At 72.9% G+C, this 17,080-nt stretch carries 12 protein-coding genes; 4 read left to right on the top strand and 8 right to left on the bottom strand.

The annotated features are described in order from the left end of the window. A partial coding sequence (locus tag B9O00_RS29580; RefSeq protein ID WP_143596399.1) for a transposase occupies window positions 1-221 on the top strand: 221 nt, incomplete at its 5' end. 309 nt (window positions 222-530) lie between these two features. Here the strand turns inward: B9O00_RS29580 and B9O00_RS29585 are convergent. Continuing rightward, window positions 531-1,004 (bottom strand): ureidoglycolate lyase, encoded by a 474-nt coding sequence (locus tag B9O00_RS29585; protein WP_085126607.1) that lies wholly within the window; start codon window positions 1,002-1,004, stop codon window positions 531-533. A 102-nt stretch (window positions 1,005-1,106) separates the two neighbouring features. Here B9O00_RS29585 and alc point away from each other — a divergent pair, with 102 nt between their 5' ends. Both alc and B9O00_RS29595 read left to right on the top strand, forming a co-directional pair. After that, window positions 1,107-2,123, top strand: a complete 1,017-nt coding sequence (gene alc / locus B9O00_RS29590; RefSeq protein ID WP_089229849.1) for an allantoicase — start codon at window positions 1,107-1,109, stop codon at window positions 2,121-2,123. Window positions 2,124-2,280: 157 nt separating this feature from the next. Continuing rightward, window positions 2,281-3,480: a M23 family metallopeptidase gene (locus tag B9O00_RS29595; protein ID WP_143596400.1), complete on the top strand. Its 1,200-nt coding sequence runs from the start codon at window positions 2,281-2,283 to the stop codon at window positions 3,478-3,480. 30 nt (window positions 3,481-3,510) lie between these two features. On the opposite strand, the gene B9O00_RS29600 is transcribed toward B9O00_RS29595, so the two are convergent. The 3 genes from B9O00_RS29600 to B9O00_RS29610 all read right to left on the bottom strand — a co-directional run bounded on the left by B9O00_RS29600 (window position 3,511) and on the right by B9O00_RS29610 (window position 10,879). Continuing rightward, on the bottom strand, window positions 3,511-4,629 hold the full coding sequence (locus B9O00_RS29600) for an alpha/beta fold hydrolase (RefSeq protein ID WP_085126613.1): 1,119 nt from the start codon (window positions 4,627-4,629) through the stop codon (window positions 3,511-3,513). Between the two features lie 34 nt (window positions 4,630-4,663). Continuing rightward, window positions 4,664-7,123, bottom strand: coding sequence for a plasma-membrane proton-efflux P-type ATPase (locus B9O00_RS29605; RefSeq protein ID WP_085126614.1), 2,460 nt, complete (start codon window positions 7,121-7,123; stop codon window positions 4,664-4,666). Window positions 7,124-7,261: 138 nt separating this feature from the next. Beyond that, a complete protein-coding gene (locus tag B9O00_RS29610) occupies window positions 7,262-10,879 on the bottom strand; it encodes an ABC transporter ATP-binding protein (protein WP_085126616.1) in 3,618 nt (1,205 codons plus the stop codon). A 396-nt stretch (window positions 10,880-11,275) separates the two neighbouring features. Here B9O00_RS29610 and B9O00_RS29615 point away from each other — a divergent pair, with 396 nt between their 5' ends. Next, a complete protein-coding gene (locus B9O00_RS29615) occupies window positions 11,276-12,196 on the top strand; it encodes a LysR family transcriptional regulator (protein ID WP_085126618.1) in 921 nt (306 codons plus the stop codon). A 9-nt stretch (window positions 12,197-12,205) separates the two neighbouring features. Here B9O00_RS29615 and B9O00_RS29620 read toward each other — a convergent pair whose 3' ends face one another. From B9O00_RS29620 to B9O00_RS29635, 4 genes are read right to left on the bottom strand one after another with little or no spacing between them, the layout of a single operon-like run. Beyond that, complete coding sequence (locus tag B9O00_RS29620; RefSeq protein WP_085126620.1) at window positions 12,206-12,532, bottom strand: STAS domain-containing protein; 327 nt, start codon at window positions 12,530-12,532, stop codon at window positions 12,206-12,208. A 20-nt stretch (window positions 12,533-12,552) separates the two neighbouring features. After that, a complete protein-coding gene (locus tag B9O00_RS29625) occupies window positions 12,553-12,975 on the bottom strand; it encodes an ATP-binding protein (RefSeq protein ID WP_085126622.1) in 423 nt (140 codons plus the stop codon). Further along, the gene (locus B9O00_RS29630; protein WP_085126624.1) at window positions 12,972-14,966 is read right to left on the bottom strand and encodes an adenylate/guanylate cyclase domain-containing protein; all 1,995 of its coding nucleotides are present in this window, start codon (window positions 14,964-14,966) and stop codon (window positions 12,972-12,974) included. Before B9O00_RS29630 ends, B9O00_RS29625 begins: the two co-directional genes overlap by 4 nt. A 2-nt stretch (window positions 14,967-14,968) precedes the next feature. Next, window positions 14,969-17,080 (bottom strand): SpoIIE family protein phosphatase, encoded by a 2,112-nt coding sequence (locus B9O00_RS29635; RefSeq protein WP_085126626.1) that lies wholly within the window; start codon window positions 17,078-17,080, stop codon window positions 14,969-14,971.

Below are 17,080 nucleotides of genomic sequence, written 5' to 3' on the forward strand. Positions count from 1 at the left end.
GGCGGCGCTCGGCCGTCGACGGACGCACGACCCGCCACCCCGGCTATGCCGTCAGCCAGCGCCTGCGTAAGCGCATCGAAGAGGCCTTCGGCTGGATCAAGACCACCGGCGGCCTGCGCAAGACCCGCCATCGCGGCCTCGCGCGCGTCGGCTGGATGTTCACCCTGCGCGTCGCCGCCTACAACCTGGTCAGGCTGCCCAAGCTGCTCGCTGCGACCTGAGCGGGCCAGGACTCCGTCCGAAGCAGGCCGAAACACCAGAAAGCGACCGCAAAACCAGGGCAACGGCCCACATCCCCTCGCCGACAGCCCCGATCTGAGCCCGCCGGCGCGGAAAATCGCTCCTATTTCCGCAGCCTGGTAGGTCTTCCTTTCTCCGTCATTCCCGCGAAGGCGGGAATCCAGGGGCCGCGGGGTCCGAGCGGGCCGCTCTGGATCCCCGCTTCCGCGGGGATGACGGAAGAGGAGCGCGGGGATGTCTGTCGGGGAAGCCGAGCCTGCCGAGGGACGCGAGGGCGCGACCGCCCCGCCTCACCACCTCAGCGTCACCGGCTCCGGCAGCGCCGCCTTCTCCAGGTTTTCGCCGGGGCCGGCGCGGTCGACGACCAGGAAGTCCTGGGGCTCGACGGCGAGCAGCGGGTGGTGCCAGGTGCCGACGGCATACTGCACGCCCTGGTCGCCGCTCGCGAGGAAGGCGCGGCAGGCGTCGCCCGACGGGGCCGAGGCGACGACGACCAGCCAGGGCCGGCCGCCGAGCGGCACGAAAGCCTGGGTGCCCAGCGGGTGCCGTTCGAGCATGGCCAGTTGCGGCGGGCGCGGCCGGGCCCGAAACAGCGACAGGATCGCCTGCCCGTCGGCCCCCGTCTCGGCTGTGGCCAGCGCGTGGAAGCGTGTGGTGTAGCCCTGGTTGATCGGGACCGAAGTCTCGTCGCGCGCCTCGATCACCGCGCCGAAGGGCGCGAAGGCGGCGGCGGTCAGGGGCTCGGCATCGAGAAAGCGCTGCATGGTGCCTCTGGGCTCTGGAGCGGGACGCGGCGGCTGGCGTAGGGTCGCGCGGAACCGCTGCGCTGGCCAGCGGCAAAACGCAAGCAGGGGGCCTTCGGACCCGTGACCGACATCATCGCACCGGCGCCGGCGGCGCTGCCCGACTTCACCCGCGGCGCGGTCAACCTGGCCTCGCCGCGCCTCGGCACGGCGGTCGTCGCCTGCTCCGACGACTCCTTCGGCGCCGCCGAGCGGATGCTCGCCGACGGACCCGCGGTCTTCAAGCCGGGCGTCTACGACGACTTCGGCAAGTGGATGGACGGCTGGGAGAGCCGGCGGCGGCGCGACGCCGGCCACGACTGGGCGGTGCTCAGGCTCGGCGTGCCGGGGACGGTCAGCGGCTTCGACCTCGACACCTCGCACTTCACCGGCAACTACCCGCCGGCCGTCTCGATCGAGGGCGCGGACTGCAGCGGCGAGCCGGGCGAGGCCGACTGGCGCCCGGTGCTGGCGCCCTTCCGCCTCGGCCCCTCGGCGCACCACTTCGCCGAGGCCGCGGCGTCGGGGCCCTGGCTCTGGCTGCGCGTGCACCAGCATCCCGACGGCGGCCTCGCGCGCCTTCGCGTCTACGGCCGGGTCGTGCCCGACCTCTCGGGCGAGGGCGCGATCGAGCTGTCGGCGCTGAAGCGCGGCGGCCGGCCGATCGCCTGGAACGACGCCCACTACGGCGACCTCTGGGCGGTGCTCAGCGAGGGCCGCGGCCGCGACATGGGCGACGGCTGGGAGACCCGGCGCCGGCGCGAGCCCGGCCACGACTGGCTGATCCTCGCCCTGGCGGCGCCCGGCACGGTCGAGCGGATCGAGCTCGATACCGCCCACTACAAGGGCAACTTCCCGCACGAAGTCTCGCTGCAGGCCGCCTTGGTCGGGGCCGAGCTGCCCGCCGAGGTGCTGGTCACCCAGGCGCAGTTCTGGCCGCAGCTGCTGGCGCCGCAGCGCATGGCGGCCGACAGCCTGCACGGCTTCGACGCCGGGCGGCTCGCCGCGCTGGGGCCGGTCGACCAGGTCAAGGTCAACCTGCATCCGGACGGCGGCCTGTCGCGGATCCGCATCTTCGGCCGGCCCGATGCGGCCATCTGACTCGTGGTGCTGCGGCGGCCGCCGCGGTACCCAGGGGGCAGGCGGCGGTCGATCGGGACGGGAGCCCGCCGCCTGGCAGGAAAGCGATCGGGGGAGAGACTTGAAGCATCCGGAATTGCAGGAACGGCGCGGCTGGGGCCGGCCGGCTTCCGCCGCCTTGTGGCTGACGTTCGGCCTGTCCCTGGGCCTCTTCGCGCTCGGCAGCCTGTCGGGGCGGCCGTTCGGGCAGCCGGCCGCCGCGGCGGATCCGGCCGCCGTCGCCAAGGCGGCGGCCGCGCAGACCCGGGTGCTGGAGGTCGGCCGGGGCGACAGCCTCTATCGCCTGCTCCGCCGGGCCGGGGTCGAGGCGCACAGCCGCGCGGCGGTGATCGACGCGCTGGGCGACCTCTTCGATCCGCGCAGCCTGCGGCCGGGCGACCGGGTCCGGCTGGTCGTCGAGCCGGGCGCCAAGGGGGCCGTCGTGCGCTCCCTGCACCTCGAGCTGAGCGCCGCCGAGGATCTGACCATCGACCTGTCCGGCGGCACCACGGCCGAGGCCGCCGCGTCCTCGAACGCCGTGCCCTCGAACGACGTCCAGCTGAGCGTGCACCAGGTCTCCGGCCGCGTCGGGCGGGACTTCGCCGCCACCCTGCGCCGTGCGTCGGTGCCGGCCGACCTGGTCCGCGAGGTCTCTCTCGCCTTCCGCTACGACCCGGACGCGCCGCGCAAGCCCTCGCGGGAGTCGAAGTACGACCTCGTCTACGAGCTGACCTCGGTCCACGGCGGCAGGCGGAGCGCCGAGCTGCGCTACGCCGAGCTGGACGACGGCCACAAGCGGCACCGCGTCTACCGCTACCAGGTCGACCGCTCCCTGGTCGCCCTGGTCCACGAGGACGGCAAGGGCGTCGCCCTGCTCGATCTCGACCGGCCGCTCGGCGATGCGCCGGTCACCTCGCCCTGGGGCTGGCGGATCCATCCGGTGCTCGGCGGCCGGCGCTTCCACAAGGGAGTCGACTTCGGCGCGCCCAAGGGCACGCCGATCCGCGCGGCCGCGAAGGGCGTCATCGAGACGATCGGCTGGCGCGGCAATTACGGCGAGTACATCCGGCTGCGCCACGACGGCAGCCTGGAGACCGCCTACGCCCATCTCTCGGGCTTCGCCCACGGCCTGCACAGGGGCAGCCGCGTCGAGCGCGGGCAGGTCATCGGCTATGTCGGCAGCACCGGCCTCGCGACCGGGCCGCACCTCTACTACGAGGTCCTGCTCGACGGGAAGCAGGTCAATCCGCTGGCCCCGCCGCAGGCCTTCCCGGTGCGCCTGCAGGACGCCGACCTGAACGGCTTCCGGGCCTACATCGAGGAGGCCAACGCCCAGTAGCGGGGGCGCCGGCCGCGGCCGCCCCGTCTGCTAGCTGCAGCTGCAGATCCAGCGGGCGATCCCGGGCCAGGTCTCGGCGAGGGTGCGCGAGCCCATGAACAGCCCGATGTGGCCGCCGGGCACCAGCTTCTTCTCGATCTTCGCCGGCGGCGTGCCGAGCAGCCGCTCGGCACCGAAGACCTGCTCCGGGGTGGTGATGTCGTCGCTCTCGCCGGCCAGCAGATAGACCGGGCAGCCGACGTGCCGCAGGCTCAGGCGGCGGCCGAGCCCGACGAAGCTGCCCTTGGCGAGCCGGTTCTCCTTGAAGAGCTGGGAGATGACCTGCAGGTACCAGCGCCCCGGCAGGTCGATCGGGTTCTCGTACCAGCGCTCGAAGGCCTCCTTCTTGGCGAGGTAGGCCGGGTCGTCGACGTGCTCGTAGAGGTCGACGTGCTCCTGGAAGTAGTGCTCCTCCGGATGCATGTTCTTCCAGCCCTGGAGCATGAACTTGCCCTTCATCAGGCCGCCGCCGAGCTCGACGAGCTCCTTGTAGAACGACAGCGGCGAATCCTGGACCATCCGCCTGATCGGGCCGTCGCCGGCGTCGGTGTCGATCGGCGAGCCGGCGAGCACCAGCGAGTTGACCTTGTCCGGGAAGCGCGCCGCCAGCATCGCGGAAACCCAGCCGCCCTGGCAGAGCCCGACCAGGTTCACGCGGCCGCCGAGATCGTCGATCGCGACGACCATCTCGGCCAGGTAGTTGTCGATCTCGAGGTCCTTCATGTCCTCGCTGGCCGGCTTCCAGTCGGTCAGCGCGACATGGCCGACGCCGTTGGCCAGCAGGGTCGCGATCAGGCTCTGGCCCTTGTGGTAGTCGGCGATCATCGCCGTATGGCCGGCGTGGGGCGCGTCGACGAGCGTCGGAATCCCGCCTTGCCTGCCGTAGTCGCGCAGCACCATGGTCCGCAGCTCGAGCCGCTTGCGGTTCGGCGTCGCGAGCCGTGGCCGGAGCTCGTCGTGGATCCGGATCTCCTCCTCGACGAACTTGAGGTTCCTGGCGTAGAGCTCGGCGCCCTCCTCGACCAGCGTCGCCGCCATCGCCATCGGCCAGAAGGCGGGCACGCTGGCGAGCGACAGCTCCGCAGCCTTGACCGGACGCTTCCTCGGCATCGTCGTTCCCTTCGGTTCCGGCCGGCGCTCGCGCTCAGGCCGACACGTGGCTCTCGACGCGCGCGAGATGGCGCGACGGGCGGACGTGATGGTTCATCAGGCGGTAGGTGGCGATCTTGACCCCGCTCGCGACCAGGAAGGACACCAGGGCGTAGGCCCAGACCAGCAGCGCGAGGCGCCAGCCGGTGGGCGCCATGAACAGGCCGTAGACGACGACCAGCGTGCCGGCCAGCTGCGTCAGCTCGGCGGGCACGACGAGCTTCCAGCTCGGCCAGGGGCGCTCCCAGACCGGCCCGCTGTTGCGCGTCAGGTAGATCGTCATGTGGCCCGAGACGAGCAGCTTCAGGAAGATCAGGGCCTGGACCACGGGCTGCGACAGCTGCAGGTAGTCGCGCACGATCCAGAACAGGCCGAAGCTCTCGATCACGCCGTAGATGCCGAGGACCGAGGCGATGACCAGGACCCGGGCCATGTCCCAGCGCACCGGGCGCGGGGCCACCGGCGCGTTGTCGTAGGCGATCATCATGATCGGCAGGTCGTTGAGCAGCGCCAGCAGCACGACCATGATCGCGGTGACGGGGTAGAAGTTGAAGATCAGGATGCTGGCGGTCATGAACAGCAGCAGGCGCATGGTCTCGGCGATGCGGTAGATCGCGTAGCCGGTCATCCGCTCGAAGATCCGGCGCGCCTCCTCGATCGCCGTCGTGATCACCGACAGGCCCGGCGCGGTCAGCACCAGGTCGGCGGCGGCGCGCGCCGCGTCGGTGGCACCACTGACCGCGATGCCGATGTCCGCCTGCTTGAGCGCCGGCGCGTCGTTCACCCCGTCGCCGGTCATGCCGACGATGTGGCCGGCGCCCTGCAGCACCTTGACGATCCCGAACTTGTGCTCGGGAAAGACCCGGGCGAAGCCGTCGGCCTCGACGATGCGCGAGAGCGCGGGTGCGGCGCCGTCCTTGCCGAAGGCGTCCTCGGCGACGACGATGTTCTGCCCGAGCTTGAGCTTGCCCGCGATCTCCTTGGCGATGGCCTCGTGGTCGCCGGTGACCATCTTGATGTCGACGCCCATGGCGCGGGTCGCCGCGATGGTTTCCGCGCTGTCGTCGCGCGGCGGATCGAACAGCGGCACCAGCCCGAGGAAGCGCCAGCCGCCCGCCTCGTCGCGGCGCGCGACGCCCAGGGTCCGGAAGCCCTTCTCCGCGTCCCGGTCGACGCGCGCGGCGATCGCCTTGCGCTGCCCGTCGTCGGGCGCGCAGAGCTCGACGATCACCTGCGGGGCGCCCTTGGCGACGGAGAAGCGCCTGCCGTCGCCGTCGATCTCGGCCTCCGCCCGCTTCGAGACCGGGTCGAAGGGCAGGAACTTCCGGACGGCGTAGCCGTCGAGGCTCCGGCCGGCGGGCAGGCCGGCGAGGATCGCGGCGTCGATCGCGTCGGGTCCCTCACGGCGCGACGCCAGGGCCGCCGCCAGCAGCAGCTCCCCGGCCTCGACGCCCGGCGCCGGCTGCGGCTCGCCCAGGGTCAGCTCGTTCTTGGTCAGCGTGCCGGTCTTGTCGCTGCACAGCACGTCCATGCCGGCCATCTCCTCGATCGAGACGAGGCGCGAGACGATGGCCTTCAGCCGCGCCAGCTGCTCGGCGCCAACCGCCATGGTGACGGACAGCACCGCCGGCAGCGCGACCGGGATCGAGGCGACGGTGAGGATCAGGGCGAACTGCAGCGTCTCGAGCAGCGGGTCGCGGCGGAACAGGGCGGCGAGCCCGATGACCAGCACCAGCCCGACGGTGACCAGGATCAGGAAGTTGCCGATGCGCAGCACGGCGCGCTGGAAATGCGAGACGCTGCGGGCCTGCTCGACGAGATGGGCGGTCTTGCCGAAGTAGGTCTTCATGCCGGTCGCCGTGACGACGCCGGTCATCTCGCCCTGCTTGGCGATCGAGCCCGAATAGGCCGGGTCGCCGACCTTCTTGTCGACCGGCAGGGACTCGCCGGTCAGCGCCGACTGGTCGACGCTCAGGTAGTCGCCGCCGGTCAGCTCCAGGTCGGCCGGGACGACGTTGCCGAGCTGCACCAGCACGAGGTCGCCGGGCACCAGCAGGCGCGCCTCGATGTCCTTCCAGGCGCCGTCGCGCCTGACCCGCGCCTTGAGCGCCAGGCGCTGCTTGAGGAGCGCGATGGCGTTGTCGGCCTTGAACTCCTGCCAGAAGCCGACGCCGGCGTTGATGAAGAGCATCGCCAGGATGATCGCGAGGTCGCCCCAGTGCCCGAGGAGCGCGGAGAGCAGGGCCGCGATCTCGATCATCCAGGGGATCGGCCCCCAGAAGAAGCGCAGCAGCCGCTCCAGGGCGCCGACGTGATGCTCGGCGAGGGCGTTCTCGCCGTACTGCGCGAGCCGCCGCGCCGCCTCGGCTTCGCTCAGGCCCTGCGCCTCGCCGGGCCCGGCGCCGGCCGGCGGGGCGTCGTTCGGCGTTTCCGCCGTGCGCTGATCCTGTGCCACGTCGCTCTCCCGCCCCGCCCAGCGGGGTCGTCCGGCGTCGTCTCGGCTGCCCCCCGGGTCGGGCGGCAATGGTCAGGCTGCATGTGTGCCCCGGCGCAGGGCATTCCCCTGCGTCCGAACGCCCCATCCCGGCCGGGGTCACTCCGCGGCGCGGGTCTCGGCGCTGCGCCCCGCGCCGAGCTGCCGGGCGACGAGGCGGGCGTAGCTGCCACGCCGGGCCAGCAGCTCGTCGTGGCGGCCCTGCTCGACGACGCGGCCCTGCTCAAGCACCAGGATACGGTCGGCCTCGCGGACCGTCGAGAGGCGGTGGGCGATGACCAGGGTCGTGCGGTCCTTCATCAGCTCGGTCAGGGCATGGTGCACGGCCTGCTCGCTGAGCGCGTCGAGGTGCGAGGTCGCCTCGTCGAGCACCAGGACCGGCGCGTCCTTCAGGAAGGCGCGGGCGATGGCGACGCGCTGGCGCTGGCCGCCCGACAGGGCGACGCCGCGCTCGCCGACCTTCGTCGCCAGGCCCTCTGGCAGGCCGTCGACCAGCTCGTCGAGGTGGGCCTGGCGGACCGCGCGGCCGAGCTCCTCCGCCGTCGCCTCGGGCCGGGCGAGGCGGATGTTGGCCTCCAGCGTGTCGTTGAAGAGATAGGTGTCCTGGGCGACCAGGGCGACGCCGCGGCGCAGGGCGTCGAGCCGGTAGTCCGCGAGGTCGCGGCCGCCGAGCCGGATGCGGCCGGCCTGGGGGTCCCAGAAGCGCAGCAGCAGCTGGGCGACGGTGGTCTTGCCGGCGCCCGAGCCGCCGACCAGGGCGAAGGAGCTGCCGGCCGGCACCGCGAAGGCGACCTCGCTGAGCGCCGGGTTCGGCTGGCCGGGGTAGGTGAAGCCGACGCCCTCGAAGACGATCTCGGCGCCGCCCCCGGGCTCGAGAGCGGCCGCCCCCGGGATCTCGTCCAGCGGGCCGTCGGTCACCGGCTCGGGCTCGTGGTAGACGGCGTAGAGCCGGCGCGTCGCGCCCAGGGTGTCGGCGAGCTGGCGGCCGACCTCGGCGATCTCCGAGACCGGCAGGAAGGCGGCCATGGCGATCAGGGTGAAGAGCGGCAGCAGCGCCGCGTCGACGACTCCCGCGCGGGCCAGCACGGCGCCGGTCAGCACCATGGCGAGGCCGCCGAGCGCGGTCGCGACCTCGATGCCGGCGGCCTGGGCCGTCAGCTCGCGGAAGAACGGCCGGCGCAGGGCATGGTGGCGCCCGGCCAGGGCGAGGAAGCGGGCCTTGCGCGCCTCGGCCTGGCGGAAGGCCAGCAGCTCGGTCAGGCCCTGCACCGAGTCGACGGCCTGGGCGTTGAGCTCGCCGAGCGCCTCGCGGGCCCGCGCCGCCAGCCGGTCGATGCGCCGGCGCAGCAGGATCGGGCAGAGCGCGACGACGGCCAGGAAGGGCGTCAGCACGGCGGCGAGGCGCCAGTCGAAGGCGAGCAGCGTGCCCAGCACGGCGGCGGGCACGACGACGGCCACGAAGGCCGGCGCGATGGTGTGGGCGAAGAAGTACTCGACCATCTCGACGTCGTGGGTCGCCATGGCCACCAGGTCGCCGCTGCGCCGGCGGACCAGGAAGGCCGGGGCCAGGCGGTCGAGCTTGTCGAACAGCTGGACGCGCAGGGTCGCGAGCAGGCGGAAGGCCATGTCGTGGGCGATCCAGGATTCCAGCCAGTGCAGCAGGCCGGCGGCCGGCGCCAGCAGGGCGAGCAGCAGGAAGATCCCGACGACCGGCTCGCCGGCCTTGAGCTGGGCGACGGCGAGCGCCGAGAGGACACCGACGCCGATGAAGGCGGCGACCCGGGCGACGCCGAACAGGAAGGTCAGGGCGAGGCGGCCCTTCCAGGGCCTGGCGTAGACCAGCAGCTCGCGGATCACGCCGCCCCAGCTCAGGCCTTCCGCGCGGATGATCGCATCCGCGGGCTCGGCGGTCTCGGGGGCCTCCGCCGTGTTGCTCCGCGCCAGGATCGCGTCCTCGGCCGCGGGCCCGACCGGCAGCAGGTCGGCGTGCTCGACCGTGCCGCCCTGCAGCTGCTCGGCCATCAGACGCCAGTAGGCCCCCTTCGCGGCGACCAGCTCGGCGTGGCTGCCCTGCTCGACGACCCGGCCCTGGTCCATGACCAGGATGCGGTCGCAGCCGATCACGCTCGACAGGCGGTGCGCCAGCACCAGGGTCGTGCGCCCGGCCATCAGCCGGTCGAGGGCCTCCTGGATCGCCGCCTCGTTGTCGGCGTCGACCGCCGAGAGCGCCTCGTCGAGCAGCAGGATCGGCGCGTCGCGCAGCAGGGCGCGGGCGATGGCGATGCGCTGGCGCTGGCCGCCCGACAGGCGGATGCCGCGTTCCCCGATCACCGTGTCGTAGCCCCGGGGCAGGGCCATGACGAAGTCGTGGGCCTTGGCGGCCCGGGCCGCCGCCTCCAGCTCCTCCGGGCTCGCCTCGGGCCGCCCCAGGCGCAGGTTCTCCGCGACCGTGCCGTGGAACAGGTAGGTGTCCTGGCCGACGATCGCGAAGTGCCGGCGCAGGGCCTCGAAGCCGAGCGTGCGGATGTCGCGGCCGCCCAGCGTCACGCGGCCCTCCTGTGGGTCGTAGAAGCGCAGAGCCAAGCGCAGGATCGAGGACTTGCCGCAGCCGCTGGCGCCGACGATGCCGACCCACTCCCCGGCCCGGACCTGGAAGCTGAGGCCGCGGTGCGCCGGGGCGCGGCCGCCGGGATAGCTGAAGCGCACCGTCTCGAAGGCGAGGCTCGGCTCGAGCGTGCCGGGATCGGTTCCGGGGTCGGCGATCGCCGGCTCCGCGGCCAGCAGCTCCAGGATGCCGCTCGCCGCCGAGCGCGCCAGCATGGCGTCGTGCAGCAGGCTGCGCAGGTCGCGCAAGGGGCGGAAGACCTCGACGCCGAGCAGCAGCACGACCAGCAGGGCGGTCAGGCCCATCTGGCCTTGCGTGACCCGCCAGGCGCCGAGCGCCAGGGCGGCGACCGCGCCGAGCGCGATGCCGGTGTCGGCGATGCCGCGGGTCAGCGAGTTGGTCGCCAGCACCCACATGGTGCGGCGGAAGATCTCCTGCGCCTTCTCGGCCAGCAGGGCGGCGCGGCTGCGGCTCTGGCCGAAGGCCTTGAGCGTCGCCAGGCCCTGCACCGAGTCGAGGAACTCGGCGGCATAGCCGCGGTAGGCCCGGGCGCGCGACAGCGAGTTGCGGCTGTCCCAGCGGTGGAACACCGCCGGCGCGAAGAGCGTCACCAGGGCGAAGAACAGCAGCACGGCGGCGACCGGCAGGTCGAGGAAGGCGACGAAGCCGAAGATCGCCAGCGGCGTCAGCACCGCGACCACCAGCTGCGGCAGGTACTTGCCGAAATAGACCTCGAGCTGCTCGACGCCCTCGACCAGCGAGGTGATGACGTCGCCGCTGCGGTTCAGCCCGAACCAGGCCGGGCCGAGCGCGACGATGCGGTCGTAGAGCCGCTCGCGCAGCACCAGCTGGACCCGGGCCGCGGTCTCGTGGGCGAGGTCGATGCGCCCGTACTCGACCAGGCCGCGCAGCAGGATGACGCCGGAGACCCCGGCCGCCGGCAGCCAGAGCTCGGCCAGGGCCGCGCCGCTCAGGATCCGGCCGAGCAGCCAGCCGAGCAGGGCCAGCCGCGCGACGCCGATCAGCGAGGAGACCAGGCCGACGGCGACCGACGCGGCGATGCGGCCACGCAGGCCCTCGGTGAAGGGCCAGAGGCGACGATCGAAGTACATGGCTCCGCTCCTTGGTTGCGGAGTCTGGCATAGCCTGAAGAAAAATGTTGCGCGATTCTCGTTCTCGCATAGCCTCTAAACGGAAACTTTGAGGGCGCTTGCTCGCGCCTCGTGCGTTTTTTGTGTTTCCCGTTCGTCTTTCCCGTCCCCTCTTCCGTCATCCCCGCGAAAGCGGGGATCCAGAGAACAGAGCCGCCCGCGCGGACCGTCGACCGCCCGAGCCCACTGCGTCTTTCTCTGGATCCCCGCTTTCGCGGGGATGACGGAGGAAGGGGCGGGGACGACGAAGCAGAGCGGGGACGACGAAGCAGAGCGGGGACGACGAAGCAGAGCGGGGACGACGAACGGACGACGGCGAGCAGAGCGCCCAACGAAAGGCGGAAGGAGCACCACACCATGTCCTTGAACTGGGACGACATGCGGGTCTTCCTGGCGGTCGCGCGGGAGGGCTCGCTCTCGGCGGCGGCGCGGCGGCTCGGGGTCACCCAGCCGACCGCGGGGCGGCGCCTGAGGGCGCTGGAGGAATCGCTGTCGGCGCGGCTCTTCGACCGCCTGCCCCAGGGCTTCCTGCCGACCCCGGCGGGCAGCGAGCTGCTGCCGCTGGCCGAGGCGATGGAGCGCTCGGCCGAGGCCGTCGCGCGGCGCCAGCCGGCGCTGGCCGACCGGCTGCACGGCACCGTCAGGATCTCGATGGGCGAGGTCACGGCGCAGTTCCTGGCGCCGCGCCTGCCGGCCCTGCGCGCGCGCCTGCCGGAGATCGAGCTGGAGCTCGCGGTCAGCCACCTGCTGGCCAACCTGTCGCGCCGCGAGGCCGACCTGGTGATCCGCGACTGCCTGCCCGAGAGCCCGGGCCTGATCGCCCGCAGGCTCGGCCGCTTCGCCTTCGCCGTCTACGGCGCGCGCGACTACGTCGCCGCCAATCCGGCGGCCCTGACCGAGGCGCGCTTCCGCGACTGCGCCTGGGTCGGCTACGACGAGGAGCACCACTACTTCTCGGGCCAGGACTGGCTGCTCTCCCGGCTCGAGGGCCGGCTGCCGGCGGTGCGCTTTAACGACGCCATGGTGCTGCAGGAGGCGCTGCGTGCCGGCACCGGCCTGGGCGTCGTCGCCTGCTTCGCGGCCGACACCGACCCCTCGCTGGTCCGCCTGACCCCGCCGATCGAGGCCGTCGACTCGACCAAGCACCTGATCGTCCATCAGGACCTGCGCCGCGTGCCGCGCGTGCGCGCCGTCATGGACGCCCTGGTCGAGCTGTTCGAGAGCGAGGCCGAGGCGCTGGCCGGCGGCCTGCCGGAGCGCGAGCGGCGGTCGGCGTGACCGCTCCCGTCAGCCGACGGCGGCGGCGACGTCGGGGTGGATCTCCAGCAGGCGGTCGAAGCCGGACATCTTGAAGACCTCGGCGACCGCGGGCTTCAGGCCGGCGATGCGGAAGGTCTTGGCCTTGGCCTTGGCGGTCTTGCCGCCGATCAGCATGACGCGCAGCCCGGCCGAGCTGACGTAGGCGACCTCGGCCATGTCGATCACGACCCCCTTGTCGGCGCTCTCCAGGGCGGCCATCACGGCGGCCTGGACCTCCGGCGACGAGACCGTGTCGAGCTTGCCGTTGAGGGTCACGACGGTAAGCCCGCCCCGGTTTTCCTGACTGATCTCCATCACCGACTCCCGTTGTCCTGCTACGCAGCGTCCTGTTTCTTGGCGAAGCTCAGGCGGTTGCGCCCGTCCTCGCGCCGATAGGCGACATCGTCCATCAGCTGGCGGACCATGAACAGGCCCAGCCCGCCGATCTCCCGCTCGTCCAGCCCGGCCTCCAGGTCGGGGTCGGGCGCGGCCAGCGGGTCGAAGGCCCGGCCGTCGTCGACCACCTCGGCGCTGAGCGCCGAGCCGTCCCAGTGGCAGGTCACCTCGATCGCGTGCTCGCCGCCATCGTCATAGGCGTAGCTGGTGATGTTGGCCAGGATCTCGTCGAAGGCCAGCTCGAAGGTCGTCACCAGGCCGGCGTCGATGCCCTGGGCCTCGGCCCAGTCGGCCAGCGCCGCCGAGAGGCGCGCGTGCTCGGCCATGTCGTTCTTCAGGGTCAGCTCGAAGGTCGCGGTCATCGGCTCGCCTCCGCGGGTGTCGCCGCGGCACCCGTCCCGCCGCCGGTCCCGTGGGAGGGCGCGGGAGCGTCGGGCGGCGCGATCTCGTAGACGACCTGACGGCCGTAGTTCTTGGCCAGCGACAGCTCGCCGCGGTAGCGGCAGGCCCAGGCCGCGGGCGGTGCCTCGCCGGTCATCCTCGCCTCGACCACGGCGGCGCTGTGCTCGCTGGTCAGCAGGGCGACGAACTGCTCGGAGGCGTAGATCCGCCCGGGCACGGTGATCGGCTCGATGCGCGCCGCGCGGTTGACGTTGCCGCCGTAGAGCACCTGCTCGCCGCTCAGCGGATGGCTGCCGGTGAACACCGGGCCGGCGTGCAGGCCGATTCGCAGGCGCAGGCGCACCGGCAGGCCGAGCGCGCGCGCGTCGAGCGACTCGAAGGCCTCCGTCAGGCCGACGGCGATGTCGGCCAGCTCGACGGCGTACCGGGTGACGATGAACAGGGCGTCGCCCCAGCTGCCGATGTGGACGGCCGGGTCGAGCCGTGCGCCGAGCCGGTCGCGCACCGCCTGCAGGAAGGCCCAGAAAGCCGGCAGGTGATGGTCCTGGATCGTGCTGTAGCCGACGACGTCGGCGAACAGCATGGCCCGCACCGCCTGGGTCGGGCCGCCGGGCGCCCGCGCCGCCGCCGGTTCCTCGCGGGGCGCGCCGTCCGTCGTCCCGGCCGGCAGCGGCGCGTCCGGCGGCAGCGAGTCGCGCAGGTCGGCGAGGTCGACGATGCGCAGGCGCGCCGGGTCGCCCCAGTGGTCGATGAAGTCGCTCGCGCTGCCGGGCAGCGGCTCTGCCAGATAGTCCCAGGCCGCGACCAGGGTCGGTGTCGTGTCGAGCGCGGCGGCGCGCAGCCGGGCGCGGCCGTCGATCACCTGGTTGGCGAAGCGCAGCAGCACGGGATTGCCGAGGTAGAGGTCCTGGCAGACCGGCGTCACGTCGGCGACCGCCCCGCGCACCGCCTGGTAGCGCTCGACCCAGCGGGTGCCGCAGGACCGCACGCGCTGGGCGATGAAGTCGGCCTCCTCGAAGGGCAGCACGGCATTGACCTCGGCGCCGCGCCGGATCATCGCCTCGGCGAAGATCAGGTCCGAGCCGGCGGCCAGCGAGCAGTAGCCGATCGAGGCGCCGAGCTCCTCGAGCAGGTCTTCGAGGGCCGTCGCCAGCGGCGCCTCGGCCTGCGGCGGCAGCACGGGCTCGGCCTGTCCGGGCAGATCGGCGGCGGCGCCCGCGAAGATCACCACGACGGGCGGCTTGAAGTGCGCCCAGAGCGCCTCGGGCACGATGACGCCGAGGCCGGCGAGGTCGCGCAGGTGCTGGCGCGCCTCGACGCCGCGGGTCGGCTCGCCGGCGGCCAGCCGGCCGGCCTGGGCCAGCTGCGCGTCGGCCTCCTCGGTGCGGTCGAGCAGCAGCAGGGCCTCGGCGGTGGCGAGGGCCTGGCCGAAGCGCGCGGCCGCCTTGGCCTTGCGACGACCTCTGGCCGACAGGCAGAGCAGGGCGAGATCCCGGGCGCGCAGGGGCTCGTCGAGGAAGCGGCTGAGCACGGCCGCCGTGGCGCCTTCGACCAGGCCGCCGTGGCGGTGGAAGCGCGCCAGCTCCAGGTCGCGGGCGCGGCGCAGGTCCTCGGAGGCGCCGAGCTCGCGCCAGCTCGCCCGGTAGATGCGGCCGAGCAGCGCAACGCTCTCCAGGTCGTCGAGCAGATTGGCGGCTTCGCCGGCCGGGCGCTCGGGATCGAGCGCGTCGAGCGGGCGGTCGAAGGCGGCGACCGTCTCGCGCGCCTCGGCGACCGCGCCGGTCCGCAGCAGGGCGGTGGCCGCCAGCAGGCGCAGCGTCGGCGTGTCGCCCTCGGCCTCGAGCGCCGCGCGCGCCCTGTCGTAGGCGCGGAAGAACTGGCCCATGCGCAGATCGAGGCGGATCTCGTCGCTCACCGCCTCGCCGGCCGGTCCGGCTGCCTTGCGCGCCATCGCTAGCCTTCTCCCGGAGCCGCGGGACCCGCTGCAGCTCCGGCCCCGCGATGCAGCACGAGGCAGGTCAGGTCGTCGGCCTGCGGCGCGCCGCTGGCGAAATCCTGCACCGAGGTGAAGACCCTTTCCACCAGCTCGTGGGCCGGGCAGCCGCCGCTCGCCGCCACCGTCGCCTCGAGCCGCGCCTCGGCGTAGAGCTCGCCGGCGACGTCGTTGGCCTCGGTCACGCCGTCGGTGTAGAGCAGCAGGGCGTCGCCGGGGGCGATGTTCAGCGAGCCCTCCTCATAGACCAGCTCCGGCATCACCGCCAAGGCGATGCCGCTCGCCGTCTCGACCCACTCGACCGAGCCGTCGGCGCGCCGGATCAGCGGCGGGTTGTGGCCGGCGTTGGCGAAGTCGAAGCGGCCGCTGTCGCGGTCGAGGATGCCGTAGAACATGGTCACGAACATCATCTGCTCGTTGTCGGCGGCGAGCAGGTCGTTGAGCCTGGCGAGTGCCGGCGCCGGCGCCTCGCCGACCCGGCCGACGGCCTTCAGCAGGGTCCGGGAGATCAGCATGAAGAAGGCGGCCGGGATGCCCTTGCCGGAGACGTCGGCGATGGCGACGCCGAGACGCCGCTCGTCGATCTCGAAGACATCGTAGAAGTCGCCGCCGACCTCGCGCGCCGCCAGCATGCGGGCGTCCAGCTCGAAGCTGCCGAAGGGCGGGAAGCTGCTCGGCAGCACGCTCTGCTGCATGGATCGCGCGATGTCGAGCTCCTGCTCGAGGGCGATCAGCTTGGTCTTGGCGGCCAGCGCCTCGCGCAGCTCGGCGACCAGGTCGGTCAGCCGGGCCTGCTGCTCGCGCACCCGGGTCGTCATGCGCTCGAGGGCGACCGCGATCAGGCCCAGCTCGTCGCCGCCCTCGCCGCGCTCGCTGGCCGCCTGCTCGGCCTCGGCCGCGGCCTCGATCTGGCGCAGGTCCTCCAGGGCCGCCTCCTTGGCCTCGGCGTCCAGGGTGTCGGACAGCATGGCCATCTGGCGCCGAATGAAGCGGGCCTGGCGCCGGCGCCGCCGTTCGCGCTCCTCGGCCGCGTGCTCGGCCTTGACGGCGACGCTGCGGAACACGTCGATGGCCCGGCCGATCTGGCCGACCTCGTCGCGGCTGCCGGGCAGCTCGGCGTAGTGGTCGGTATCGCCGGCCGAGAGCGCGTTGAGTGCCTGGATGCCGTCGTCGAGCGGCCTCAGCGCGCCGCGCAGATAGGCCGAGAGCAGGCCGAGCACGACCATCGCGCCGACGATCATGCTGGCGAGCAGCGCGAGGTTGATCAGCTCGTGGCGCTCGGCCGCCTCGGTGACGTCGTGCGCGACCAGCACCGTGGCGCTGCGGCCACCGCCGACGTCGGCGATCACGACGTTGCCGACCTGCCAGCGCTTGCCGCCGACCTCGACGTCGATCATGCCGCTGCCGGTGCCGGAGGTCGCGCCGGGCGTCGCGGCGATCGCCCGCCAGAGCGGGCCGTCCTCGCCCATCACGCGCTTGCCGGCGCGGTCGACGACGAACAGCTGGGCATCCAGGATGTCGGCGACCCGCGCGACCTGGTCGTGCAGGCCGACGGTGGTCACCGAAGTGCCGATGCGCCCGCCGTTCAGCACGATCGGCGCGGCGGCGATGCCGATCAGCTGGCCGTCCAGCACCCGCGCGCCGTAGGTCGGGCTGTCGACCCAGAAGAAGGACCACTCGACGTTGCGCAGCACGAGGCGGGTGAAGAAGGAGATGTCGGTCGAATAGAGCAGGTCGCCGCCGGTCGTGAAGATGTCGAGCCGGCGCAGGCCGGTGCCGGCGGCGGTCGCCTTGCGGATCCGCTCCTCCAGGACGTGGAGGTTGCCGCGGTCGCTTTCCCGCAGCGCCTTGGCGATGCCCGGTTCCTGGAGCAGCGCCGTGGTCGCGGCCTGGGCGGCGCGCATCGACGAGCCGACGACCTGCTCCCAGATCGTCTGGTAGCTGGCCAGCTGCAGCTTCTGGGCGTGCTCGTTTGCGGCCTGGTCGCGCAGCAGGAAGGCGTAGCCCATGCCGGCCATCGGCAGGGCGACGACCAGGATGACGATCAGCATGATGCGCGTGCGCAGCAGCAT

Source organism: Tistlia consotensis USBA 355 (assembly GCF_900177295.1).
Lineage (GTDB): Bacteria > Pseudomonadota > Alphaproteobacteria > Kiloniellales > DSM-21159 > Tistlia > Tistlia consotensis.

Excerpts from the sequence above, each read along its gene's own strand:
- B9O00_RS29585 (WP_085126607.1), bottom strand. The coding sequence starts at position 1,004 with ATGCAGCGCTTTCTCGATGCCGAGCCCCTGACCGCCGCCGCCTTCGCG.
- B9O00_RS29600 (WP_085126613.1), bottom strand. The coding sequence starts at position 4,629 with ATGCCGAGGAAGCGTCCGGTCAAGGCTGCGGAGCTGTCGCTCGCCAGC.
- B9O00_RS29610 (WP_085126616.1), bottom strand. The coding sequence starts at position 10,879 with ATGTACTTCGATCGTCGCCTCTGGCCCTTCACCGAGGGCCTGCGTGGC.
- B9O00_RS29615 (WP_085126618.1), top strand. The coding sequence starts at position 11,276 with ATGTCCTTGAACTGGGACGACATGCGGGTCTTCCTGGCGGTCGCGCGG.
- B9O00_RS29620 (WP_085126620.1), bottom strand. The coding sequence starts at position 12,532 with ATGGAGATCAGTCAGGAAAACCGGGGCGGGCTTACCGTCGTGACCCTC.
- B9O00_RS29625 (WP_085126622.1), bottom strand. The coding sequence starts at position 12,975 with ATGACCGCGACCTTCGAGCTGACCCTGAAGAACGACATGGCCGAGCAC.
- B9O00_RS29630 (WP_085126624.1), bottom strand. The coding sequence starts at position 14,966 with ATGGCGCGCAAGGCAGCCGGACCGGCCGGCGAGGCGGTGAGCGACGAG.
- B9O00_RS29635 (WP_085126626.1), bottom strand. The coding sequence starts at position 17,080 with ATGCTGCTGCGCACGCGCATCATGCTGATCGTCATCCTGGTCGTCGCC.